Consider the following 25538-nt stretch of genomic DNA (forward strand, 5'->3'; position numbering starts at 1 on the left):
AAAAAGAGCGTTAGATATTTCCAACGCTCTTTGTATGTTTTAGATTCCGCTTACTTTTTTATCCTTCGGATATTTGATGGAATATTTGAGAATCAGCTTTTTGGTTTCGCCAGCAGCTACAGTAAGTTTCCACGTAAGTTTTTTCGTTACAGGGTCTACCGCAGCACCCGATGCATCAACCATCTCCACTTCTAACGAACTGTTTTTTGAGATCGGGTATTGATCTTCTATGATAATAGTGATGGGATCTTTTTTCGTATTGCGGATAACAAGTTCATATCCATATTCTTCTTTACGGTTGGTACCGATCATTTTTTTAGACGTGTAGTCTGTAATTAAATTACGCTCAACAACAATGCGCGGGTCGCGGCCCAATGAAATGTCAAGCGTGTCTGATGTGTTGCTTGCATCAATGTAGGTCTTGCCAACAAACGTTCCTTCAAAGTAAATATTGGCATTTCCTGAAAGGATGTTATACGTATCCCATTTTGTAATGCGCGCCAATAAGAATGCAGAAAGATCTAATTTCGGAACCACAGCATATTCATATTGCGCCGGCAGGTCGATGTTTTTAATATCAACCTGCTGTCCTTTACCGCCTGATAAAATGCTGTAAGGCAAACCAATTGCAAACTCAACAGATAAGGTCGTTTCAGCTTCTGCTGTATAATCAGCCGCCGTTGAAGCCTTTTGGCTCCACTGCAGTTCATCCACTGAATCTGCTCTGTAATCTTTAGCATAGGATTCCATTTCTGCTTGGGGTGCATAGCTTCTGGATACAGAACCTTTTTTATATTTTACTGCAGACGGATCATAAATATCCAGATACCAGTTGTTCAGTTCCGGTTTATTGCCGCCAACAGCCGGGTTGGTAGTAGACAACGTGATTTTTATATTCTTCCAGTCGTAGCCGGTGTTTTGATATACCTGTGCTTTATAAGCTAATTGCACCGGAGATTTTGAATCTTTTGCACGGATATCGTACAGCGGGTACCAGCCGGCATTACGTGTAATGTAGGTTGTTGTTAATGAACCTGACACCGGTGCTTTTGAAGAAACCGTTACAATAACAGTACTGCTCGGCTGATTAACTACCTGGTTGTATTCAGCTAACTGATTGCTAAAGCTGGTAAGTTTTATTTGCTGCTTGCGCATCAGCAGTTTGTTGTCGATAATTTCTTCTCTGATTTCCTCTAACCGTTCGCGGAAAAAATTAGCCATGTCTTCCAGTTCTTTTGCGGTAAGATTGGTGTTTTGTCCTTTAATGTTCTGATTCGCTAAGATCAATTGTTCTTCTTTAGCCAGGATGTCATTGATCTGTGTATTGAAATCAATCAGCATGGTATATTTAGAAATCGAATCTTCTATGTTCTGGATCTTTACCGGTTTTGTTTCTTTTTGCAGGTAATCGGTTTCATGTTCTACTGAAAGAATGGTGAAGTCGCCTTTGCCGCTAACCTGTATGCTCTGCGGGTCAAGAAAGGTTGTCTGATTTTGTAAACGGATGGTTGTTTTGCCGGATTCAATTGCTATAGGCGTAAGCGTTTCAACCTGGGCGCGGTTTAAAAACACAGTAACCTGTTTAATGGATGGCGTTGCTGTAAGGGTGTTTTCCTGACCAAATGAGGAAAAGCTGCAGCAAAGTAATACAGCCAAATAGGATAAGTAATTTTTCATACGTTTTAATTTGAACATAGATACGGCTGCACTATTTTTTTCAATTCTAAGCCTTCGTATCCCGGTAACGAAAGTAAACAAAAAATATTGAAGCGGGAAGCTTCATGCTGAAAGCTTAAGGCTTAACGCTAAAAGCTTCATAGTTCTGCTTTTATATTTCAGGTTCAGATTATTGAATCATTTTTTAGCCTCAGGCATTTAGCATGCAGCTTTTGACCATAAGCCTTAGGCTTTCCGCACAGAAAGCCATACTTTTGCAGACAAATTTAACATTACTTATGTATCCATATAAAGACCTGTTTGCTTTCACCAAAAATGTGTTTTTAGCCATGGGTTGTCCGCAAGAGGACGCTCAGGTAGCAACGACTGTTTTATTATCGGCAGATTTACGCGGCGTTGATTCGCACGGAGTTGCCCGTTTAACGGGATATGTGCGTTTGTGGGAAGCGGGCAGGATCAATGCCAAACCAAATGTACGGATCGTACATGAGACACCAAGTACAGCTACCGTTGACGGTGACGGCGGCCTTGGTCTGGTGGTTGCTCCGATAGCGATGCAGATAGCCATTGATAAAGCAAAACAAGTAGGTTCGGGCTGGGTCAGTGTGAAAAATTCCAACCATTACGGAATTGCAGGCTACCACGCTATGATGGCGCTCGAGCATGATATGATCGGCATTTCCATGACCAATGCAAGTCCGCTGGTAGCACCAACAAATTCGTTAAAACGATTGTTAGGTACCAACCCGATTGCGGTAGCGATTCCGGCAAAAAATGAACCGCCGATGGTGGCCGATTTTGCAACAACGACAGCTGCAAATGGTAAACTGGAAATTTTACAGCGTAAAAATTTAGATGCCCCGCTGGGCTGGATACAGGATAAAAATGGGGTAACCACGCCGAATGCACATGAATTAAAAGATGGCGGCGCTTTGCTTCCATTGGGTGGCGACCGTGAACACGGCAGCCACAAAGGATATTGTTTAGGTTCTATTGTAGATATATTTTCCGCTGTGCTTTCCGGTGCCAATTATGGTCCGTGGGTACCGCCATTCGTTAGCTTCCTCCCCGTACCTTCCGATCCGGTAGGTGAGGGAATCGGACATTTTTTTGGTGCAATGCGTGTTGATGCATTCAGACCGGCAGATGATTTCAAAACGCATATGGATAACTGGATCACAACATTCCGTAACGCACCTGCTGTTGAAGGTGAAAAAGTATTGATTCCGGGAGACCCGGAAAGAGAAATACAGTTTTCACGTTTAAACGAAGGCGTACCATTATTAGAGCCGGTAGTGAAAGATCTGAAAGAAGTGGCAGAGAAATTAGGTGTAGCGTTTATAGAGTAAGGGCTTAATGCCTAATGCCTAAAGCTTAAAGCCCAAAGCCGTAACAGATAGAATTTAAAACTTCCGGACGGAAAATGATCGTAGGAGTAGGGTTTACAATAGAATTAAAATAGCCGTTAGATATGCTATTCGTATTTATCCTGAGTCTTTTGGTTAAAAGAGATGCATCTAGTTAAGAACTGATGCCTCCAGCATAAGCATTAAACAGTAGGCTTTTAGCCTTTAGCCAAAGCCTGATAACAATCATCATTTGAATTCGTTTATATACTAAATGGCAAAAAAAAGAGTCATACCCAAACCGAAAACTCCCCGGAAACCGATTGCTAAAAAAAGCACACGGTTTTCGATTTCGGCACAGTCGTGGCTATTTTTAGCAGGTTTTGTTGTATTATTTGCCAGCTGGTATATAACCTTTGCTTCCAATACCGCTTTTCGTTCTTCTGCCTATTATATTTATATCAGCCGGGGTACAGAAATTGAAGAACTGACTGATACGCTTGTAAAACGTAACGTAATCAAAACCGGTATTACATTCAAATGGATGGCATCGGTGATGCACCTGGAAACGCTGCGTCCGGGTATGTACCGCGTTGAAAAAGGATGGGGCAATTATCAGATATTATCGGTTGTAGAAAATACGGATCTGCGTTCCTCCCAACTCATTGATCTGGCAGAATACCGATCCAGGAAACGTACCATTAAAGAATTGTGTAAGCTTACAGGCATTGATGAAAAGGAGTTTCTTGAACTGCTCAAAGATGAAGATGAAGTAGATGATCTGGGCGGGTTCACTACAGAGTCGGTATATTGCATTTTCAGGCCGGGCAGGTACCGCATTTATAAAAACACAACCCCCAAAGAAGTACTGGAGTATCTGGCCTGTCAATATACACAGCTTTGGAATGAAGAACGCCGGGATGCCTGTAACCGCCTGGATCTGACAGAAGATGAAGTTGTAATTCTGTCATCAATCGTTTATTCAGAAACAAAACAACGCAGCGAAATGTCTACCATCGCTGGCGTATACATCAATCGCCTGCATGATAATATGAAACTGCAATCCGATCCGACTGTATTGTTTGCGCATACAAGTATGGATTCCCGCAGGGTTTCAAACAAACATTTAGCTATTGAATCGGATTACAATACCTATCTGAAAAAAGGATTGCCGCCTGGCCCTATATGTATTGTACCAACCTTTGTGATTGATGAAGTCTTGAAATATGATTCGCACAAGTATTATTATTTCTGTGCGAAAGGAGATAAATCCGGCTGCCACAATTTCGCCACCAATTACAACGAACACATGGCGAATGCGAAGAAATACCGGAACGGATTGGATAAAAAGAAAATATATAAGTAGTTAAGAGTTTAAAGTGTAAACACTAACCAATAATAAATGTAATAATATAGAGAGGGGTACACTATACACTTTTAACTTTACACTTGATCTTAGAGTTCTCCCGCTAAACGAATCCTACTCGGTTACGAATGCTTCAAATCGCCTACCATCCTGTCTACAATCATCCGGTTCCGGAGGGGCATCGTTTTCCGATGCTGAAATATGACCTGATTGCAGAGCAATTAGTATATGAAGGCACGATAACCGAATCCAATTTAACTACACCTGTACGCATTGCATCCGAGGATCTCCTGCGTTCACAGGATGCAACATATGTACATAAGCTGAATACCTTAAGTCTTTCGCCATCGGAAATCCGCAAGACCGGCTTTGAACTTACAGCTGAGCTGGTGTACCGGGAAGAGGTAATTATGCAGGGCACAATTGATTCAGCGTTACACGCCTTGAAACACGGTATCGGAATGAATATTGCCGGCGGCACACATCACGCCTATAAAGAACATGGCGAAGGCTTTTGTTTGTATAACGACATCATACTTGCCGCAGATTACCTGCTGGCAAACAAATTAGCGCATCAGGTTCTGGTAGTAGATCTGGATGTACATCAGGGAAATGGTACCGCTAAAATGGCTGAAGGAAATACACAGATTTTTACGTTTAGTATGCATGGTGCGTCCAATTATCCTGCTCATAAAGAACAATCCGATCTGGATATTGGATTGCCAGATAAGACAGGCGATAAGGCCTATTTAAATCTGCTGGAAGAAAATCTCAGCAGATTGATTGATACCCTGCAACCCGATCACATCTTTTTTCAATCGGGTGTGGATGTACTGGAAACAGACAAGCTGGGGAAGCTTTCGTTAAGCAGGGAGGGCTGCAAAAACCGCGACCGGATGGTACTGGATCGATGTAAAAAATATAAGATTCCAGTAACCATCTCATTGGGTGGTGGTTATTCAGAAAAGATTATCGATATCGTTGAAGCACATTGCAATACCTTCCGTTTGGCCCAGGAACTTTATTTTTAAAATTTCAGTATTTATACTGTCCGGCGTGATAGAAGCGTTACATTTTACCCATTAAACTTCTTATATTTACTTGAATGTATAACTCATGAAGCAGCTGATTTTATTTCTTTTTCTTGTCATTTCCTGCAGCACCTTTGCTCATAATCATCAGGTACAATATGATTCATTGGTTGAAACATATTTTGCATCAGCTAAAAAATACATGCAGGCAAAAAAATACGATTCCGCACATGTTCAGTTTAAAGCCTTATTCAAATTGAAAAGTACCATACCGGATGAAGCCGCCTATTATTATGGATTGAATCAGTATTACCGCAATAATTACAAACAAGCGTTACAGGGTTTTGAAAAATACATTAAGCTGCGCGGCGATAAGGGCGTGAGCTTTGATAGCGCAGTGTATTACATTGCCAAGTCGCAATGCCTGGAAAAAGGTTATGTGGAAGTGAAGGAAGAATGCAGCCTTTGCCATGGCGTCGGAAATTCGAAAGTGAAATGCACTAAATGCAAAGGTGTTGGAAAAGAATATTGCAGCGTGTGTTCCGGCTCAGGTGTTGTGATTTCCAGAAGCAGCATGGGAGATAGTTATCAGAAATGTTATAAATGTGAAGGGACCGGTATTACACTATGCAGTGTATGTAAAGGAACAACCTTTCAGGATGGAGATTGTCCGCAATGTAAAGGACATGGATTTGTAGTGATCCAGAAACAGTGTAAATAGATTCCGTAATAAATAATATGCAACCCACTCAAAAAAGCGCCATCAACGAAGGCTTGTTAATAGCCATGCTGGCAGCAATCAATTTTACACACATCATGGATTTTGTAATTATGGCTCCCTTAAGTGCTACGTTAAAAATAGCCATGTCAATTACAACAAAGGAGTTTGGGTATCTGGTATCCATTTACACATTTGCTGCTGCCGTAGGTGCTATTATCGCATTCTTTAAGATTGATAAGTATGACAGAAGAACAGCAATCATCTTTGTGTATACAGGATTTATAGTTGCAAATATATTATGTGCATTGGCACCGCAATATAAATTCTTTATGCTGGCGCGTCTGTTCGCAGGTTTATTCGGTGGTGTGTTAAACGTGTTGATCATGTCGGTCATCGGAGATGTTATTCCGTTAGAACGCAGAGGTAAAGCAACCGGTATGGTGATGGCTGCTTTTTCAGCGGCATCCGTAATTGGTATCCCGAGCGGCTTGATCCTGGCTGATATATTTAAAGACTATCACGCACCGTTCTGGCTGCTTTCTATATTAAGCGCGCTTGTCGGGTTTGTACTGGTATTTAAATTCCCTTCCATTAAAAGCCATATGGAGTTTGAAGGTGCTAAAACACCTCCAATGGAAATTATTAAAGAATACATGCAGAATTCAAATGTACGCAGAGCCTTGTTGTTTATCTTTTTACTAATGATTGCAGGCTTTTCCGTTGTACCATTTATAAGCGATTATCTGGTAAATAATGTTGGCCTGGATTTGAAGGAATTGAAATACGTGTATTTGTGCGGAGGATTAGCTACTGTTGCAAGTAGTATATTTATCGGTCGCTTATCAGATAAGCTGGGTAAAGTAAAAACATTTATCATTGCCGCATTGGTATCCGTTGCACCAATCGCTATTGTAACGGTATTGCCGGTTATGCCACTAAAACATGTTTTATTGTTTAACGTGTTATTCTTTATGTGCTTTGGTGCAAGATTTGTTCCGGCTATGACACTAATGACTTCCTGTGTTCAGCCCAAACGCCGGGGAAGTTTTTTAAGTGTAAGCTCTGCAATACAACAGCTGGGTTCAGGTGTTGCAGTGCTGATTGCATCCGCCATTATTGTGAATGGTCCGAAAGGCGAATTACACAATTTTGGCTGGGTGGGTATTGTGGCATGTGTTGCTACCGTAATAAGCATTCTGCTTTCTGTTCGTATTAAAGAAGTTTCTTAATCTCATGGCAGCTGTTACACATTGGATAAAAGCATTCAGGTTACGTACTTTGCCGCTTGCGCTCTCAAGTATCGGCATGGCAGGCTTTCTTGCATTCGATCACAAACATTTCAACACACCGGTATTTGTATTGTGTGTGCTTACAACATTGTTTCTGCAAATATTATCTAACCTTGCAAACGATTACGGCGATTTTATGAATGGCGCGGACGGCGAACACCGCGTTGGTCCCGCACGTGCTGTACAAAGCGGTGCTATTAGCATAAAGGAAATGAAAATTGCTATTGTACTGTTTGCGGCGTGCAGCTTTATCGCAGGTGTTTCATTGCTGTATCAGGTAAAAGATTTGCTCAGTGTAAATATGCTGAGTGCATTTCTGCTGGTAGGAATTCTGTCTATTGCAGCAGCAGTAACCTACACATCAGGAAAAAAACCATATGGATATGCTGGCTTGGGAGATATATCGGTGTTTATCTTTTTTGGATTGGTAGCCGTTTGCGGAACATATTTCTTACAGGCAGGTGAAATCAACAGCGATGTTTTTCTGCCGGCCATCAGCTGCGGATTACTTTCTACTGCCGTGCTTAACGTAAACAACCTGCGCGACATTGAATCCGACGCACTGGCGGGCAAACGATCCATTCCCGTACGTATCGGACCGGTTAAAGGCCGGTTTTACCACCTGTTTTTAATAGCAGCAGCCTGGGTTTGTGCAAGCATATACGTATTCAATCATTTTACATCCGTCTTTAATGTGCTGTATCTTGCCACATTGCCCTTATTTATATGGCATCTGGTGTTGGTATTCAAAACAAAAGAACCCCGCTTATTAGACCCATATTTAAAGCAATTGGCTTTGAGTACCTTGCTTTTTGTTATAACTTACGGTATTGGAATTTCGTATTTTTAAAGATTATGATAGAATCTAAGGTCGTTGTATTGGTCCGCACTACGCATTCAATTGCAAAAGCAGCCGCAGAAAAATTTTGTGATCAGGGTTTTCGTGTTGTTTTGTGGGAAGATAATAAAACGAAAGTAGATGAAAGCATCATCGCATCCTGCAATTTGAGAAAAGGATCGTGTGTCGTGGAAAGTTTTGATTTCAGCATACAGGATAATTTTGAAAAAGCAGCCGTGCATGTTATTAAAAAATACGGACGTATTGATGTACTCGTAAACAATCCCAAACTTGCTCCGGTATCAAAAGTGCCGAATCTGTCTACAGAAGCCTGGCACGAAACCATTGATGCAAATCTCTCTGTATTCCTGAATTCAATAAGTGTGATAGCACCCTTTATGCAGCAACAGAAAATAGGCAGCATCATCAATTGCTGTTTACCTTTGCGCATACACGATAGCTTAACAGACAGGCATTATGACGGCATCCGCGAGGGCGTTAAAGGCATCACACAACTTTGGGCAAGAGAACTTGGGCAAAGCGGCATTACAGTCAATACAATTATTCCGGGTTACATAGAAGAAGATAATTTGCCTTTGGCTGATTCCGCAGAACTGACACAGTTCCGCTTGAAAATTCCGGTACGCCGTTTTGCTAAAGCGCTTGATGTTGTTAATGCCTATTCATTTTTAATAACCGATGACGCATCTTATATTACCGGTACAGAGCTGGTGATCGATGGCGGTGTACGGATATAGTTGTTGGTTCCTGGTATAAGTTTCCACACAAGGAAATATTCAATGAATCTGTACATGTGTTGTAAATAAATTCAATTAGAACATATGGTATATACATGCACTCCGGATGTATAAAGTAGTTAGTCTCAATTTGCAAAATGAACGAAGAACTAATTGATCAACTCATCGATAACTTTTTGAAAGAAGCAGAATATACTGCCAATTGTTTTTATAAAAAGTATAATCGAAAGGATTTACTTAGGGCTGTGATTGATGGAACAATAGCAAGGACGGGTAAAATTGACGGACTTAAACACTACGCTTTTCATGGCATAGGGCTTTATGCCCGACTCAAAAACTGTGAAGTGGATTTCGATTTTGGACTAGGTGATAGGATTGACGGATTTGACTCTTGGAGATTAAATCAATTTGCACAATCAAGACCTGATAAAAAAAAATTATGGACACAAGAAAAAATCCAAAACGAATTAGAAAAACTTAAGCAAACAGGTGAAATATCAAAACTGAAAGGAGACATTTCTTCTAACTATTATAAACACTAAGTAACCGGTTTTTACATTATTGGTAACTTATTATATCATGCTTACTAACATCAAACGTTGCCGTGTTGTTTCTTTTTGACCTCCGTTGTGGCAGACACCGAGTATTGTATGATAGTCTTTATTGTTTTTATAGACACTTAAAATAAAAAATGAATTTGATTTAAAAAATATGCAATGATAGGCATATACTAGTTGACAAATTTATGAAACGAATTATCGAAACAGGATGCTTACTGCTAGTTATAGCGTTCTTTTCATTTCAAAAGCAGGATGATGACGAAAAATCATTTGAAAAACTGAAACAAGCCCGAGTGAAAGCATTAGTAGACAATGTAATCGGAAAGGAATATCAATACAACTTTGTAGAGAGAACGGACTGCAATAATTCCAGAATAAAATATTTAGGTACAGTAACTACAATCAAGAACAAAAAATTTAAGTTAGTAAATTCATTCTTTGTACTTGGACAGTCTTGCCGTGGCATAACAAAAGCAGGATGATAACGAAAAATCATTTGAAAAACTGAAACAAGCCCGAGTGAAAGCATTAGTAGACAATGTAATCGGAAAGGAATATCAATACAACTTTGTAGAGAGAACGGACTGCAATAATTCCAGAATAAAATATTTAGGTACAGTAACTACAATCAAGAACAAAAAATTTAAGTTAGTAAATTCATTCTTTGTACTTGGACAGTCTTGCCGTGGCATAAGCAGGATTGTAGTATATGACATGAATAACAAATATGTCGGGAATTATCATGTAGGCATGCCAGGTAATCTTCCTGATACATTAATAAATAACAATTTGATTTATTTGAAAAATGATGATAACTGTAAAGCAAAAAAAGGTACAAAAATATCCTTCGAACAAGGACTTCCGGAATCCATTTTTATACCTTGCAGCAATTTAGACACAGGTGATTTATATACATATTCAAGTGAAGAGTAAAAAACACGTTACAAACTACTTCACCGTAATATATTTCTGCGCGCCCTCTTCCGCTGCTAAAAATTCTTTGGTCCGGCTGTTATAAAATATTTCAAGATATTTAATGTGCAGAATGATTTTCCGGTCCGCATCAATCACACCTTTTAAATCATTTTCAGACACTTTAAAAAGCGTAGGAGAGAGTTCAGTAATACTTTGGTATCGCGCTGCAATGATTTCTTTGCCGCGTGCATTGGCTATTCCTCGGAAATTATTTTTAATCAATAAATAATTGCCGCCAGCCGTTAACGTAATAGATGTATATCCATCCGGCGTTAATATTTTCCCGGACGGATCAATCAAATAGTAAATACCTTTTTCCAGTGCAATGGCAACATTGTTTTTAAAGTTGCTGATTGAATCGTAATACGGCTGTGCTACAAAATTTTCATATTTATTGATGATGCCCCATTTTCCGTTCAGTTTAATGATTGCAACTTCATGATCAAACGGCCGTGCCTGGTCATACTGCGGGGCAATGCGTATTTTCCCCTGATGATCTACATACCCGTATTTGCCATTGTTGTATTTCATGCAGGCATATTCATTGTAGAAACCATCTAAGGAAATAATTTTTTTATCTACGGGATACGTGCTTCCGCCTGGCTGCAATACCTTGATTTGTCTGTCTTTTGTAACACTGAATGTTTTAGTGCTGCTGCCGGTTGAAATGTTTGAATAAATGATCGGAAGAATTTGTTCGCCTTTGGTATTAATCAAGCCGTATTTATCCCCCTTTTTCAGCTTGATGAAACTTGCGTTAAAGGGAATGATCTCTATGCCTGCTTCTATGCCTGACGTGTTATACGTTTTATCCTGCAAAGCATTTACTTTTAACAGACCGATTGAGTGTAAATAAATATCCCGCTGGTTCAATACCACTTCTCCGGATTTGTTGATCACTAAATTCTGCCCATCTTTTTTAACATCACACAACCCATAATAAAAGGCACCTACGCCTGAATACTGAAAAGGAATTACTTCTTCTCCTTTTTCATTCAGGAAACCCCATTTGTTCGTAAGTGATTTTGCAGCAAACAGCCCATTTGAAAATGGCTGATAATCGCTTAATACGTTTGGATATAACAACGAACCTGAATACGCATATAATTTCCAGTGAACAGCATTCCGGCCAACAGTAAGACCTGCGTAGATCATCAATGAATCCAGGTGGATAATATCATACGCGGGCTCAAGAATCCACCCTTCAGCGTTTGTTTTTTTAACGCCCCATTTATTATTTTGTTTGATCGCTACATAATCTCCGACAAGATCTCCGAGCGCTTCGAAATTATTTTTTAACGCAATGCTGCCATCCGGATTTAACAGGCCCTGCCACCCATTCTGATAATAACTCAATTCCCTGGATGTGGTAAACAATACCGAATCATATTCATACGTTGCCAGTACGATACCCGTTTGTGACATGCGTTCCCAGGAATCAAACAAGGTGCCGCGGACCTGTTTGGGAGAAAGTAATTCAATGGATTTGAAATTAAACGGAACCAGAACTTCATTGGCAAGAGAGAGCATTCCCCACTTTCCATCCTGTTGTGCAAAGAGCTGTTTGCCTTTGTTTGTAAATTTAAAATTGTTGTACAGGCATGGAATTACAAGCTTAGGCGCCGTATTATAAAAACCCCATAAGCCGGCTTTGTTTTGTACAGGTGTTAAGCCAAACGATTGCGGTAATATTTTTTTATAGATGGCAGGTATGATCGGTTTTCCTTTAAGATCAATAGTGCCATATAAATTATTTATAACAACAATTGCCTGTCCGTTGCTGAAAGGCGCTGCAATACTATCGAAACGTGCGGGTATAATAACCTTGCCTGATTTATCTTTGAAGCCGGCTTGTTGTTTTCCATTTTTTGTTTCTTTAAAAACAGTTAAGCCTTCATTGTACTGAACCGTTTGCGTTTGTCCGGAGAAAAAAAAATGAAGAAGTATAATGATCGAAAGAAAGCGTAACATCAGAAATTATTTATGAATGACAAATAAAAGCGGCGTTTGATAGAGCTGTTTCAACAGCAGACAATTATTACCTTTGTCATATTGAAATGCATCGTACATCGGTTTACAGATAATCGTTCTGTCACGGCCGATCAAACCATACAGATATTCTTTTTTAAATACGTATACATCAGAACCTGCATCCAATAAATATTCATATACAGGAGGTATCAATTCTCTGCCTGTAACATCACACAGACCGGCAAGACCTTTGCTGAATACATACCATTTACCGCTGATTGTTTTTTGAATACTGTCATACATAACAGAATTTATGTTCTTTCCGTTTTTGGTAATGAACATCCATTTTTTGCCGTCATATACGGGAGCTGCTCCATTACTAAACGGAAGTGCAATCATGTAATACGGCTGTACGGTAAGCTCTTCGCGGCGCGTCAGGTAGCCCCATTTTTTTTTGAACATAAAAGCCGCCATATTTTCATGCCATGCCGTTATAGTATCGTATTGATGCGAGATCTTTACATTGCCGATGGTATCTGAATAACCATACTTGCCGGCCTTTTTATACATCAATAAATTATCGCTCTGGTAATAAACCGTATCAAAGCGCAGCATGGTTTTAATGGTATCGTATTTCAATTTACTGATATTAAGCGTTTTTGAATACGTGATGGAATCCGTATGAACAATCAACGGTGTTTCAGCACGGCTGATATACCGGCGGTGGTAAACATTGCCGTTGCGGTATACATCCCAGGTGGCGGGCTCAGCTGATGCTTTTATGGAATCACAGCGCACAGCAGAGAATAATTTTTCGCCCGTGTGTTTATATATATCCCATTCCGTATACAGCACCGCGTTATAGGTTGAATCGTTTGCCTGCAATAAAACTTTAAACGGAGAAGAAATAAAATCATTCAGTGAATGATCACACAGCTGATATTCGGAAGCCGTAGTGAGCAGAATAAAAGCACTGTCCAGTATAGCAAACCGATCGAAGGTTGCACTGGAACGTTTGGTAAGGCTGTTGTATAGGAAACGGTTTGTTGCCGTATGGATATCATATAAATGATTTCCTAAAAATGTAATACGTATAGCTTTAAAATCAATAACGCTATTTTTCTGTGCATCCAGGATCAGGTAATTACAGGCATATGTTCTTTTAGTAACAATGTGCGCCTGTACAATAAATTCATGTTGGTTTATAAATAATACCGAATCGTATTCAAAAGGAACAATAAGTTTATTGTTCGAAACAATACCTGTCTTTTTACGGAGAATTCCTGCAACGGTATCAACAACAGATACGACAGCATACGTACTTAAAAATGATTTATTTTTCAGGGCAAGACTGAATGCGGATGTACTGGGAAAGTGTTTGTATTCAACAGGAGGTTTTGATACAGTAGCTGTTTTCTGAATAGCAGCAGCTTTTGCACCGGTAATCTTGTTGCTTGTATCGGCCTGAGCTTGTACGGTAAAAAATGATACAATACTTAAAAAAAAAGCGAGTATGGGTCGCAGGCCTTTAATCACGAATTTGTTCCGGTTGTTTATCCAGATTAAACAGGTCATTCAATACATCAATCAATGTTTCAGCTTCGCCCCGTTTGCAGGCAGCTTTTAATTGCAGTACAGGAAGCTTAATAATTTTTTGCATGATGCTCTTCGTGATTTCATCTACCTTTTTAGCTTCTTCATCACTTAACTGTTTCACAAAGCGCGATAATTCTTCTTTGCGGATCTGCTCCAGGGCATTTTTCAGTTTGTTGATTGTTGGAGAAACTTCCATCTCTTTAGACCACTCATTGAATTCAACAATAGAATCAAGAATAATCTTGCGAACATGCGGAATCGCATTCAATCGGTTCTCCAGCGCTTCGTTTGAACGGTTCTGGATATGATCGATGTCGTACACAATAATACCCGGCAATTCTTCCGCGCGTGCGTCTACACTTCTCGGAACAGACAGGTCAATAAAGTATTTATGAGAAAGAATCGATAATTTCTGTATCTCTTCTTTTGTGAATAAAGGCTCTTCTTTTGCAACCGAACTGATCACCAGATCAGCTTTGGCAACGGCTTCCCAAAGTGTTTCAAAAGGAACGTGTTCAATGCCGCATTCAGCAGCCAGGGCTTCTGATTTAAGCGGAGAGCGGTTTGTTAAGGTAATATTTTTGAAAGACGTATTTGCCTTGAAGTTACGGCATACATCGGCACCGATTTCACCAAGGCCAACAATTAAAATGTTTGCATTCGGTGTGGCACTCAGCAATTCTTCTGAAAGCTCAACAGTAGCGTACGATACAGATGCAGCTCCGTCGCGGAACGCTGTTTCCTGAACCACACGTTTATTGGTGAAGAAGATCGTGTGCATCAATCGGTGCAAAAACGGACCGGCAAGGTTCAGATCTGCACTCCATTGGTATGCATATTTCACCTGGTTTACGATCTGCATATCACCTACTACCTGTGAGTCAAGACCAATGCCTACTTCAAACAAATGCAGTACAGCATCTGCCTGTTCGTTGTATATTTCAAAATATTCTTTTTGCTGAATCAGTCCGGTGATGTTTTTTTCAACACCAAGCAACTTAATAATATCGTTGCTGTAATCTTCGTTGGAAGTATAGTATATTTCGGTGCGGTTGCACGTAGAAAGGATCAGTAATTCAGCAGTATCTGTAAAATCTTTGATTCGTAACATCAAACTTTTACATTCTGCTTCGTTTAATGCAACACGCTCACGGATTTCAAGCGGTGCTTTTCTATATGTTAAACTGATGGATTTGAAATTCGAAATCATACGGACTGCTTCCTCAAAGGACTGTAAATTTACGTCTAAACACCGATTCTTTGATTAATCTTGTAATAAAATCTGTAATTTATAATCGTTACAAATAAAGTACTATTTTCGTTCCTATGGACATATATAAATTAAACTTTCGGATTAAATGGATCATTGTTTTATTGGGAATAATTGTTATTGCTGGTTCTCTGGTCTATACCGATTATCTGGCAAAACGCCTGGTAGAACGCGAACGGAAACTTATTGATTTGTATGCCAAAGCATTAGAGACCGCTGCTACACAAGAGCCCGATGCAAACATGGCTTTTCTCTCCGAGAAGATTATTAATGCCAATACATCCGTTCCGGTTATTCTAACGGATGAAACCGGCGAACCGCTGAGTTCAAAAAATATTGTTTTGCCGGGTAATGTTTCGAAAGAAAAGGAAGATCTTTTTTTGAAACAGCAGATCCTTCTTATGGCAGCACAACATGAGCCCATCAGCATTGAGTTTTACGGCATGAAAAATTATGTGTACTACAAAGATTCAGAGATTCTTACCATGCTGCGCTACTACCCGTATATTCAGCTCACGGCTATTGTTTTTTTAAGCCTGGCGGGCTATGTAGCATTCAATTACAGTAAAAAAGCCGAACAAAGTAAAGTTTGGGTAGGGCTTGCAAAAGAAACCGCGCACCAGTTGGGTACTCCGCTGTCTTCGCTGTTCGCCATCCGTGACTATTTCAAGGAAATAGAGCCTTTCAAAAGCGATCCCATGACAGAAGAACTGGCAAAGGATGTAGACCGCTTGAATGTGATCACCGCACGTTTCTCTCAGATTGGTCTGGAAGGAAAGCTGACACCGGAAAATGTTGCCAATGTGATTGAAGAAAATATCGATTATCTGAAATCAAGAACATCGTCGTATGTATCGTATTCGATGGAAGATTTTACAGACGGGGCTACAGCTGTGATGAACATTTCGCTGATGGGCTGGGTGATTGAGAACATCTGTAAAAACGCCATCGATGCGATGGATGGCCGCGGTTCCATTCATATTTCGATTTTAACTGTTAAAAATACCATCTGCATTGATATAAAAGATTCGGGGAAAGGTATTCCGAATAATAAAATTAAAACAATTTTTAAACCTGGTTTTACTACTAAGAAACGCGGCTGGGGCCTGGGTTTAACACTGGTGAAACGTATTGTAGAAGAATATCACGGAGGGAAAGTATACGTGCTCCAAAGCGGCATAGATAAAGGAACAACGTTCAGGATTGAATTGAAAGGAGTACAGAGTACTTAGTATAGAGTACAAAGTATAGTAACAAGTGCTAAGCCTGCAAAAATTAAAATATATGAATCGTCCTGAAATAGGTTGAGATAAATAAAAAGGCTCCGAAAAAATCGGAGCCTTTTTTATACTCAGTACTTTGTACTCTATACTCTGTACTTACAGCGTGCTCGGATCAAACTTCCCGACCCATAAGCCTTTTTCGCCTTTTGTTTCACCAATGAAAATGATCTTTGTGCCATTTTCAATGTATACCAACGGGAAATCTTCATTCAGGAAATATTCACCGTTTCCGTATTGTGCAATTTTAACAAATGAGCCTTTTGTTACATCAAGTTTAATAACACGTGGGTATTTTAACGGTCGGCATTCTGTTGTTTTAGTGGTAGTCATTATACCAGTTGTTGTTTCAGTAACACATTTTGTAGAATGTGGTACAAACTGCATCCAGTAAATATAATTCGGATCTTTGCCTTCGAATAAGGTACTGCTTGAAGGGTAGAAGCGGGCATCTGCTACGCCGCCGCCAATAATAGCGCCTTTGCGTGAGTTATCATCAATACCGAATGAATTCAGCAGTGTACCTTTCTGATCAAACTGAAATAAATACAGATCCGTATAGATAAGACCTGTTATATCACCCTGGCCATCTACTTTAAAGTCTTGCGCAATAATGTAGATCTGTCCTTCGGAACCGATTGTCAGATCACGGATATCAACGCGTTTGCCGTTATAAACAGATAATTTTTTCTGATCATCCGGCTTACGTGTTTTAGCAGCAAATTCTTCCATTGAAGTAACACTTACAAAATCAGCACCAGTAGTATTTACGCGTACCAACTGGAAGTCAGTGAATTTATCAGCTTCATTTGGAATGTACGCCATTTCATAATATTTCTTCTCAAGACCTTTTGAAAAGCCTGGTCCGTATAAATAAATTTTTGAACCATCAATCACAGATCCTGTAATTGTCCAGGTATGTGCTTTTGTAGTGAATGTAGATTGGCTCACGAGTTTACCATCCGGTGAAATGCGCAATACAGTATACTTCGTAGGGTCAGCCGCTTCATACTTACCCATGCCTTGTCCGCCCATAGGAGCAAGCACTACAACCCAGTCGTTCTGTTCAGCATCCGGATTTTTTTCATCCGCTACAGCTGCTGAATAAAGCAATTTATGAGGGCTTCCTAAGTCTACCGTTACATCAGATAAAATCTCAAGACTTGGAGTTACTCTGAAGACGTGGTGCTTTTGAAAATGCTGATAAGGTGTCTTAGACATATTTCCTTTTTCTCCGGCAAGTGCTACAATTTCACCGTTTGAATCATTTTCATAATGGCTGATGTAGTACATGTTTTTACCGTTTTCACCTTCAAATTTCAGCTTATCAAGTGTCTTGGTTGACTTTTTATATTTCAATAAAAACCAGTTCCAGGCATATGTTACCTGTTTCTTTTTGATTACAAATGTTCCGGTAAGGTTAGGAGATGCTGTAAGTCCTTCCACAACATAGGCATCGCCTTTATATTTAAACCAGGAATATTTTGATTTTGCCTTTGTTAATTCGATTTCATCTGCAACGGTTGATTTTAAATTCAACTCATAATCGAATGTGTAGGTTTCAAATTTTACTTTCGCATTGGTACTTTTTGTAACATAGGTAACGGCCACTTCACGTGTCTGGTCGTTGCGCTCAACATGGCCAATGTATCCACGGTTTGCTTTACCTGAAATGTCAACAGTTTTTTCTGCTGCTAATTGCTGACCATTTACCTGCAGTTGTACCGCAAAAAGAGTCATCAATAAAAAAGCGAGTAACGATTTTTTCATAATGTTTAAAATATTAATAAAGTGATAAATTAAAAGTTTTGAAATAAGATACGTATATCTTACTTGATGGTTTAAAAGTAATGCATTTAGAAAAGATATCGAAATTATATTTTTGCTATACGTATTTTTACGTACGTTTTAATAAGTTATTTTGAAAAAGGAATATGCCGGATAAATTCCTTTCAATCTTGTTAAAGTTCTAAAGCATATTCATTTTAGAGTAGTTCGGGATAAAGTTTTTCCCCAATTCAGAATAATATCTTTTGCTTCTTGGGTTTGAAATAATAATAACCTATTTTTGCAGTCGCAAATTTTGAAATACTATCGTTTCTATAATACGCAATTCATGGCAAATATTGGTAAAATCACTCAGATTATTGGTCCGGTTGTAGACGTTGGATTTGAAGGAGAGTACGCTCTTCCGCAAATTTTAGATGCATTGGAAGTAACTCGTCCGGATGGACAAAAAGTAATCCTTGAATGTCAGCAGCATTTAGGAGAAGATCGTGTACGTACAATCGCGATGGACTCTACAGATGGTTTGACAAGAGGAATGGAAGTTAAAACATACGGTATGCCGATTTCTATGCCTGTAGGCGAAGATATCCGTGGCCGTTTATATAATGTGGTTGGCGATGCAATCGATGGTATTCCATCGGGAGTAGCTGCTAACCGTATGTCAATTCACCGTCAGGCTCCTAAATTTGAAGATTTATCTACAAATACAGAAGTATTGTTTACGGGTATCAAAGTAATTGATTTGCTTGAGCCATATGTAAAAGGTGGTAAAATCGGTCTTTTCGGTGGTGCCGGTGTAGGTAAAACAGTGTTGATCATGGAATTGATCAACAACATTGCAAAAGCATATGCAGGTCTTTCTGTATTTGCCGGTGTTGGTGAGCGTACACGTGAAGGAAACGATTTGCTTCGTGAAATGATTGAATCAAACGTAATCCGTTACGGGGATGAATTCAAACATTCTATGGAAAAAGGAGAGTGGGATTTATCTAAAGTAGATGCTACTGAATTATTAAAGTCTCAGGCAACATTGGTGTTCGGTCAGATGAACGAACCTCCTGGAGCAAGAGCAAGAGTTGCGTTGGCTGGTCTTACAGTTGCGGAATATTTCCGTGATGGAGATGGCCAGGGCCAGGGCCGTGATATCTTATTCTTTATTGATAACATATTCAGATTTACACAAGCAGGTTCAGAAGTATCTGCCTTGTTAGGTCGTATGCCATCTGCCGTAGGTTACCAACCGACATTGGCAACAGAAATGGGTGCGATGCAGGAACGTATTACTTCAACAAAAAGAGGTTCTATTACATCTGTACAAGCCGTTTATGTACCAGCTGATGATTTAACCGATCCGGCTCCGGCAACTACATTTGCGCACTTGGATGCTACAACGGTATTGAACCGTAAAATTTCTGAATTAGGTATCTATCCTGCTGTGGATCCATTGGATTCTACATCACGTATCCTTAGCCCTGAAATTTTAGGTAGCGAACATTACGATTGCGCACAACGTGTAAAAGAAATTTTACAGCGTTACAAAGAACTTCAGGATATCATCGCCATTCTTGGTATGGATGAACTTTCTGAAGAAGATAAGCAGGCGGTTCACCGCGCGCGTCGTGTGCAACGTTTCTTATCTCAGCCTTTCCACGTAGCGGAACAGTTTACAGGTCTAAAAGGTGAGTTAGTAAATATTAAAGATACTATCAAAGGATTTAACATGATCATGGACGGTGCATTAGACCACTTGCCTGAAGCAGCGTTTAACCTTGTAGGTAGCATTGAGCAGGCAATTGCTAAAGGCGAGAAGCTTGTTGCTGATTCTAAAAAATAATAATACGTATCCCTCATAAAATTCCGGTTACAAAGTTTTCTTTGTAACCGGTTTTAACCAATCTGATACATGTATTTAGAAATACTAACACCCGATCAAAAAGTTTTTAGTGGAGATATTACATCTGTACAAGTACCAGGCACATCTGGCCGCTTCGAGGTGTTAACAAATCACGCAGCTATAATTTCAACCTTAGAAAAGGGCGATGTAACTATCCGTCTGGCTAAAGAAGAAAAAGTATTTAAAATAGATGGCGGTGTAGTGGAAGTATTGCACGATAAAGTTATCGTGCTGGCTGAAGCTATTCTCTAAAACAAACATTCATTAGATAAAAAGTCCCGTTAATAATTTATTAACGGGACTTTTTTATTGCTTTTTATTAAACCGGCTAAACGATTTTTTCATCATGCCGAAAAAGAATTCCTTTTCACCTAATAAGATGGAATAAAAAACCATGAACAGATAATAGGCTGGTGTTATCAATATTAACCAAAGCAGAATATACAACCACGTTTCTGTAGAATGGTCAATGCCAAGCAATGGAAATACCAGTTTCCGGATTTGAACAGCAGAAAGCCCCGTTAAGGAAAAGATAAGTAGGATTTTGAATAAGCGCCAGTTGCTTGTAATACCCCAGCGTTCTTTTAATTTTTCGAAGAATGACATAGTAACGCAAACTTAAAGAAAAATACTGAATGAAATCTGTATTGATACGCTTTAAGTCGTTACTTAATGGTTATATTTTAAAATTGTAATTACGTGTGGTCAGGTAGGCCTTATTTGTTTGCTTAAATAGCTGAATCATGTAAATACTATTTATATTCGTGTAAGTAGAAATAACAATGTTGTCTTACATTAGCCTTATTTTTAAGGCCTGTATAATCTGATAAAAAGTGCTTCATACATCTGGTTGCCAATAAAATTTGAAAACGAGCATTAAATATCACCGTCTTATCAGAATACTATTGCCTGTATTGTTTGTATGCGGCTTTTTTTTCAATGGACATACACAAAAAGGAGTCAAAGTAAAAAAACATCAGTTTTTAGTTTTACAGGATACGATCATCCGGCCACAGGATGATACCATAATTTATATACCCGCAAACGTTGAGTATAAAAAACGCCGCGATTACGAACACTATATGAATAACCGTCTGGTACGGCAAGTGTGGGATCAAATCTATCTGGACAATCCGCCGCTGGTCGATTACGATACGTCATTTACCATTGAAAGTAAAAATCCATACGAGATGTATGAAGGTAAACGCATCCGTAATATTTATATTAAAAAGCAAAATGTATTCAGCAATAACATTTATGACACGGTGTATGTAAAAAAGCGGGAATACCTGATTGAAAAGGTGTCTGAGTTTTTGCATGAAAAAACAAAGACCTTTGTAATCGAACAGAACTTGTTTATTGACGATGACTCCATAGTGGATAAAAACCGGTTGGCAGATAATGAAAGGCTCTTGCGTTCGCTGCCATATATGCACGATGCCAGAATTTTTGTAGTTGAACTTCCCGGACAAAAAAACTGGGTGGATGTTGAAGTGCTTGTTCAGGATTTATGGTCGATCGGTGGATATTTTACGCCTAATGATGTAACCTATCATCAGTGGAAATTGTATGACCGCAATTTTTTAGGATACGGACAAACCCTTTCCTATAAAGGACAGTATCGTACACCGCGCTCTCAGGCATTTTCCAGTGAAATTTATTATGAGAAAGATAATCTGATGGGCACCTTTATCAACCCGTTTATTATGTATTCAGAATTAAACGGCGGTGCCAAGGTGGGCAAACAGGATGAAACAAGTTTTTCTATTGGTGCCAAAAGAGGAATATATATGCCTACCGCACGATTGGCCGGAGGATATGTTTTTTCAAACAATAAATCGGTCAATACCAAAATGGAAATTGATACCAGTTATTATAACTACCGCTATAATGTAAATGACCTTTGGGGCGGCATTACCTTTTCCGGTTTCAAGCAGACAGGAGATGATTACGATATTATTACCCGGCAAAACAGGTCGCGTATATTTTTATCTGCCAGGTATTACAACCGGACATTTCTCCAGCAACCTGATCAGCCTATTTCAAGGTTCATCGCATCGTATAACAATCAAACCTTTGTGATCGGACAGGCAACGTATTTCCGGTATGAATTCTTTAAAACCCGCTACTTGTATGGCTTCGGGCGAACGGAAGATATTCCGTCGGGGTATTCGTATTGGGTAAATTCAGGCGTGGATACCCGGCTCGATCAGCAACGCTATTATCTTGGTATCGCCAGCTTTAACAGCATCGTCAGACCAAGAGGATGTTTTTACCTGCTTGATTTGCGTGCATCCGCTTTTTACAACCATGTGCACAATGTGCAGGATTTTTTCATGAAAGGAGAAGGTACCTATATTTCACAAGTGGGAGAATTCGGACGCTGGAAAGCAAGGTTTTATTTAACGCTCAATTACGCTAAAATTATAAATCCGCAGTTAAGTGGTGCCTTAAACGTCAATAATACAAATGGTATACAGCAATTCAATTCAATGCTGATATCGGGTTATCAGTCTTCAAGCGTTTCATTGATGACCAATTTATTTCCCAGATTCAGGTTTATGGGTTTTCGGTTTGCCTTTATACTGCTTACACAATTTGCTCAGCTTGGTACCGAGACAGAATTCTTATTTGACAATAAAATATACACCGGCTTTGGCGGAGGTTTCAGAACTAAAAATGAAAACCTTGTTTTCGATGAATTCGAATGTGTAGTGTATTGGTTCCCAAACAGTCCTGAAGATGTTACCACATTCAAGATTGTAACCACAACAAGTCCACGTTTCCGTATTAACCTGCGTGGTACCGACCAACCCAGTTTCATAGGCCTGTAGGGACGTATTGCATACGTCCTGAGCGTATTGCATACGTCCCCGGGCGTAGTGCATAGGTCCTTAACGTATTGCATACGTCCCCGGGCGTATGCCATACGCCCATACGCCCATACGGCGGGCACTTTTTCTCTAAAATAGATGTTGTAACATCAAATAGCTAAATATTACAACTATGAACAAAGAAGCACATACACGAATACATAAAGCAGACAGCAGAGGAGCTGCAGATCACGGGTGGTTAAAAGCCAGACACACATTCAGTTTTGCCGGTTATTATGATGAAGACCGGGAGCAGTTCGGTGCGTTGCGTGTATTGAATGATGACATTATTGGGGCGGGTTATGGCTTTGGAATGCATCCGCATAACAACATGGAAATTATAACCATTCCGTTGGAAGGCGCATTACGGCATAAAGATAGTATGGGGCATACCTCAGTTATTAAAGCAGGGGATGTGCAGGTTATGTCTGCAGGCAAAGGTTTAACACATTCAGAGTATAATGCATCTGAAACGGATTCCTTAAATCTGTTACAGATCTGGTTGTTTCCGAAAAGCAGAAACATAGAGCCCCGTTACGGAGAAACCACCTTTGATGTAACAAAAATGGAAGGTGAATGGCTGAATGTAGTAGCACCTTTGGGAGATAAATCTGATGCGTTGCAGATCAATCAGGATGCCTGGTTTTCATTGGGAAAATTTCAAAAAGGAAAAACAGTTTCCTATTCAAAAAAGCGTGCAGGCAACGGATTATATGTTTTTGTAATTGAAGGAGAAGTTACTGTTGGAGAAGAGGTTCTTTCGCGTAGAGACGCCATTGGAATTACAGAGACAGATAGCATTGAATTAACGGCAGCCGATCATGCTTATGTGTTGATTATGGATGTACCTATGGATGTGTAAGGCATGAGCTAAGGAAGATGATGGGTAGCAAGTCAGCCGTCAGACCGGTTTCTCCGGTCCGGCGGCTGATGTGTTTTAATATAAAACTAAAAAGCATAACCAATATTCAGTGTAATTGGTAAATGAATTTCACGGTAACGCATTTTCTCCCATCCTTTATTATTGACTCCTGAGGTATACATTTCTCCTTTTGTGCCGTATTGGATTCCTATCCCGGCATCTACAACCAGACGCCTTTTAATCAAGAGCTGGTATCCTATAGTTGCACCGAAAAATGAATACTTTTTAATATTATGCGCATTACTTTTATCTGTGGGTACATATTGCAATATGTATGAATAGCCAATGTCCGCCGCTGCATAGAACCCGTTATTGTTGATTTTATTTTTATCAAGATAATATCTTACTTCTGCCTGTATAATATATTTTTCATAATACACTTTAGAGATACCAGGTGAGGAAGTTTGGTTTAATTGGCTGAATGGGAAATCATAACTTCCAATCAGGCTGATGCTCCAATCTTTATTTAAAGCACGTTCATATTGAAGCCCAAAATAACCGCCAAAGCCAAGCAGGCTTGTTTGGATCGTATTCTTGTAATTCCTGGCGGGTATTTTTAATGAATCCGCCGACTGGCTAAAAGATGTTACAGTTAGTAAAAGGAAAAGCTGAAGTGTTAAAATAATTTTCATGACGAATTAGAAATTTAATAAATAAAATTCATAACGGAAGTTGAAAAGTACAGTTGTCAGGCCTGTATTTAAAGGCTTGAGAACTGTTTGTTTTATGTTGCGATTAATTAAAATGCGTACCCAATATTCAATGTAATTGGCCAGTAAATTTTCCGGTAAGGCATCTTCTCCCACCCGATATTATTTCCAGAGCTATACCTTTCCCCTTTTATACCATATTGAATCCCGATTCCGGCATCTGCAACAAGGCGTCTTTTGATCAGCAGCTGATACCCTATAGTTGTGCCGAACCATGGATATTTTTCAATATGATATGCATTTTTATTTTCTGGTACATATCCTAATATGTGTGTATAGCCGGCATCACCTGATATATATAGGCCATTATTGTTGATTTCATTTTTATCCAGATAATATCTCAGTTCAGCTTGAATGGAATATGTTTCAGAATAAATCCTGCTTGTATATATTGGCTGAGGTTGGTTTAACTGTTTAAATGGAAACGAATACCTTCCTATTACACTTATACTCCAATCTTTATTCAGCGCCCGTTCATATTGCAAGCCAAAGTATCCCAGTGTGCCAAGCATATTGGTTTGGATATTGTTTTTATAATTTTTTACAGGACTCTTTAATGTGTCTGCCGACTGGCTAAAAGATGTTGCAGTTAGTAAAAGGAAAAGCTGAAGTGTTAAAAGAATTTTCATGACGAATTAGTAATTTTTTTTCAAGATAATGAAATTAATTGTAT

The 25538-nt window shown here is 39.4% G+C and carries 23 protein-coding genes; 15 read left to right on the forward strand and 8 right to left on the reverse strand.

All coding sequences use genetic code 11. From position 1 onward, the window contains the following. Positions 1-39: 39 nt before the first annotated feature. Entirely contained in the window at positions 40-1677 is a 1638-nt protein-coding gene (locus CHU_RS01630; protein ID WP_072355955.1) for a DUF4139 domain-containing protein, read from the reverse strand. A gap of 278 nt (positions 1678-1955) precedes the next feature. On the opposite strand from CHU_RS01630, the gene CHU_RS01635 reads away from it, so the two are divergent. From CHU_RS01635 to CHU_RS01680, 10 genes are all read left to right on the forward strand, one after another. Beyond that, complete coding sequence (locus tag CHU_RS01635; protein ID WP_041932526.1) at positions 1956-3026, forward strand: Ldh family oxidoreductase; 1071 nt, start codon at positions 1956-1958, stop codon at positions 3024-3026. A 271-nt stretch (positions 3027-3297) separates the two neighbouring features. Next, positions 3298-4389, forward strand: coding sequence for an endolytic transglycosylase MltG (mltG, locus tag CHU_RS01640; protein WP_011583728.1), 1092 nt, complete (start codon positions 3298-3300; stop codon positions 4387-4389). 128 nt (positions 4390-4517) lie between these two features. Then, positions 4518-5420, forward strand: coding sequence for a histone deacetylase family protein (locus CHU_RS01645; protein ID WP_011583729.1), 903 nt, complete (start codon positions 4518-4520; stop codon positions 5418-5420). Positions 5421-5505: 85 nt separating this feature from the next. Continuing rightward, positions 5506-6141, forward strand: a complete 636-nt coding sequence (locus CHU_RS01650; RefSeq protein ID WP_011583730.1) for a molecular chaperone DnaJ — start codon at positions 5506-5508, stop codon at positions 6139-6141. A gap of 17 nt (positions 6142-6158) precedes the next feature. Further along, positions 6159-7370, forward strand: a complete 1212-nt coding sequence (locus tag CHU_RS01655) for an MFS transporter (protein WP_011583731.1) — start codon at positions 6159-6161, stop codon at positions 7368-7370. Positions 7371-7374: 4 nt separating this feature from the next. Further along, entirely contained in the window at positions 7375-8280 is a 906-nt protein-coding gene (locus tag CHU_RS01660) for a 1,4-dihydroxy-2-naphthoate polyprenyltransferase (protein WP_011583732.1), read from the forward strand. Between the two features lie 5 nt (positions 8281-8285). Next, positions 8286-9026: an SDR family NAD(P)-dependent oxidoreductase gene (locus tag CHU_RS01665; RefSeq protein WP_011583733.1), complete on the forward strand. Its 741-nt coding sequence runs from the start codon at positions 8286-8288 to the stop codon at positions 9024-9026. A 137-nt stretch (positions 9027-9163) separates the two neighbouring features. Continuing rightward, the gene (locus tag CHU_RS18720; protein WP_011583734.1) at positions 9164-9568 is read left to right on the forward strand and encodes a DUF6896 domain-containing protein; all 405 of its coding nucleotides are present in this window, start codon (positions 9164-9166) and stop codon (positions 9566-9568) included. Between the two features lie 203 nt (positions 9569-9771). Next, positions 9772-10068: a hypothetical protein gene (locus tag CHU_RS01675; RefSeq protein ID WP_011583735.1), complete on the forward strand. Its 297-nt coding sequence runs from the start codon at positions 9772-9774 to the stop codon at positions 10066-10068. 37 nt (positions 10069-10105) lie between these two features. Next, positions 10106-10519, forward strand: coding sequence for a hypothetical protein (locus CHU_RS01680; RefSeq protein WP_011583736.1), 414 nt, complete (start codon positions 10106-10108; stop codon positions 10517-10519). 15 nt (positions 10520-10534) lie between these two features. Here the strand turns inward: CHU_RS01680 and CHU_RS01685 are convergent, their stop codons facing one another. Genes CHU_RS01685 through hemA form a run of 3 tightly spaced genes read right to left on the reverse strand, consistent with a single transcriptional unit; the run spans position 10535 to position 15338 of the window. Further along, positions 10535-12532, reverse strand: a complete 1998-nt coding sequence (locus tag CHU_RS01685) for a WG repeat-containing protein (protein ID WP_011583737.1) — start codon at positions 12530-12532, stop codon at positions 10535-10537. A gap of 6 nt (positions 12533-12538) precedes the next feature. Continuing rightward, entirely contained in the window at positions 12539-14068 is a 1530-nt protein-coding gene (locus CHU_RS01690; protein ID WP_143143949.1) for a WG repeat-containing protein, read from the reverse strand. Beyond that, positions 14061-15338 carry a glutamyl-tRNA reductase gene (gene hemA / locus CHU_RS01695; RefSeq protein WP_011583739.1) on the reverse strand — a complete coding sequence of 426 codons (1278 nt, stop codon included), beginning with the start codon at positions 15336-15338 and terminating at the stop codon, positions 14061-14063. The genes CHU_RS01690 and hemA overlap by 8 nt, the downstream gene beginning before the upstream one ends. 116 nt (positions 15339-15454) lie before the next feature. On the opposite strand from hemA, the gene CHU_RS01700 reads away from it, so the two are divergent. Beyond that, positions 15455-16630 carry a sensor histidine kinase gene (locus CHU_RS01700; protein WP_011583740.1) on the forward strand — a complete coding sequence of 392 codons (1176 nt, stop codon included), beginning with the start codon at positions 15455-15457 and terminating at the stop codon, positions 16628-16630. Positions 16631-16777: 147 nt separating this feature from the next. On the opposite strand, the gene CHU_RS01705 is transcribed toward CHU_RS01700, so the two are convergent. Then, entirely contained in the window at positions 16778-18448 is a 1671-nt protein-coding gene (locus CHU_RS01705) for a hypothetical protein (RefSeq protein ID WP_011583741.1), read from the reverse strand. A 346-nt stretch (positions 18449-18794) separates the two neighbouring features. Here CHU_RS01705 and atpD point away from each other — a divergent pair, with 346 nt between their 5' ends. After that, on the forward strand, positions 18795-20300 hold the full coding sequence (gene atpD / locus CHU_RS01710) for a F0F1 ATP synthase subunit beta (RefSeq protein ID WP_011583742.1): 1506 nt from the start codon (positions 18795-18797) through the stop codon (positions 20298-20300). A 69-nt stretch (positions 20301-20369) separates the two neighbouring features. Next, on the forward strand, positions 20370-20612 hold the full coding sequence (gene atpC, locus CHU_RS01715) for an ATP synthase F1 subunit epsilon (protein ID WP_011583743.1): 243 nt from the start codon (positions 20370-20372) through the stop codon (positions 20610-20612). 54 nt (positions 20613-20666) lie between these two features. On the opposite strand, the gene CHU_RS01720 is transcribed toward atpC, so the two are convergent. Continuing rightward, entirely contained in the window at positions 20667-20966 is a 300-nt protein-coding gene (locus CHU_RS01720; RefSeq protein ID WP_011583744.1) for a DUF6787 family protein, read from the reverse strand. 257 nt (positions 20967-21223) lie between these two features. Here CHU_RS01720 and CHU_RS01725 point away from each other — a divergent pair, with 257 nt between their 5' ends. Together CHU_RS01725 and CHU_RS01730 are read left to right on the forward strand one after the other, a co-directional pair. Beyond that, a complete protein-coding gene (locus CHU_RS01725) occupies positions 21224-23194 on the forward strand; it encodes a hypothetical protein (RefSeq protein ID WP_143143950.1) in 1971 nt (656 codons plus the stop codon). 172 nt (positions 23195-23366) lie between these two features. Beyond that, the gene (locus CHU_RS01730) at positions 23367-24095 is read left to right on the forward strand and encodes a pirin family protein (protein WP_011583746.1); all 729 of its coding nucleotides are present in this window, start codon (positions 23367-23369) and stop codon (positions 24093-24095) included. 86 nt (positions 24096-24181) lie between these two features. On the opposite strand, the gene CHU_RS01735 is transcribed toward CHU_RS01730, so the two are convergent. Both CHU_RS01735 and CHU_RS01740 read right to left on the reverse strand, forming a co-directional pair. Then, positions 24182-24787, reverse strand: a complete 606-nt coding sequence (locus CHU_RS01735; protein ID WP_011583747.1) for a DUF3575 domain-containing protein — start codon at positions 24785-24787, stop codon at positions 24182-24184. 107 nt (positions 24788-24894) lie between these two features. Then, positions 24895-25494 carry a DUF3575 domain-containing protein gene (locus CHU_RS01740; RefSeq protein ID WP_011583749.1) on the reverse strand — a complete coding sequence of 200 codons (600 nt, stop codon included), beginning with the start codon at positions 25492-25494 and terminating at the stop codon, positions 24895-24897. Between the last annotated feature and the right edge of the window lie 44 nt (positions 25495-25538).

The sequence above is a fragment of the Cytophaga hutchinsonii ATCC 33406 genome, assembly GCF_000014145.1.
Lineage (GTDB): Bacteria > Bacteroidota > Bacteroidia > Cytophagales > Cytophagaceae > Cytophaga > Cytophaga hutchinsonii.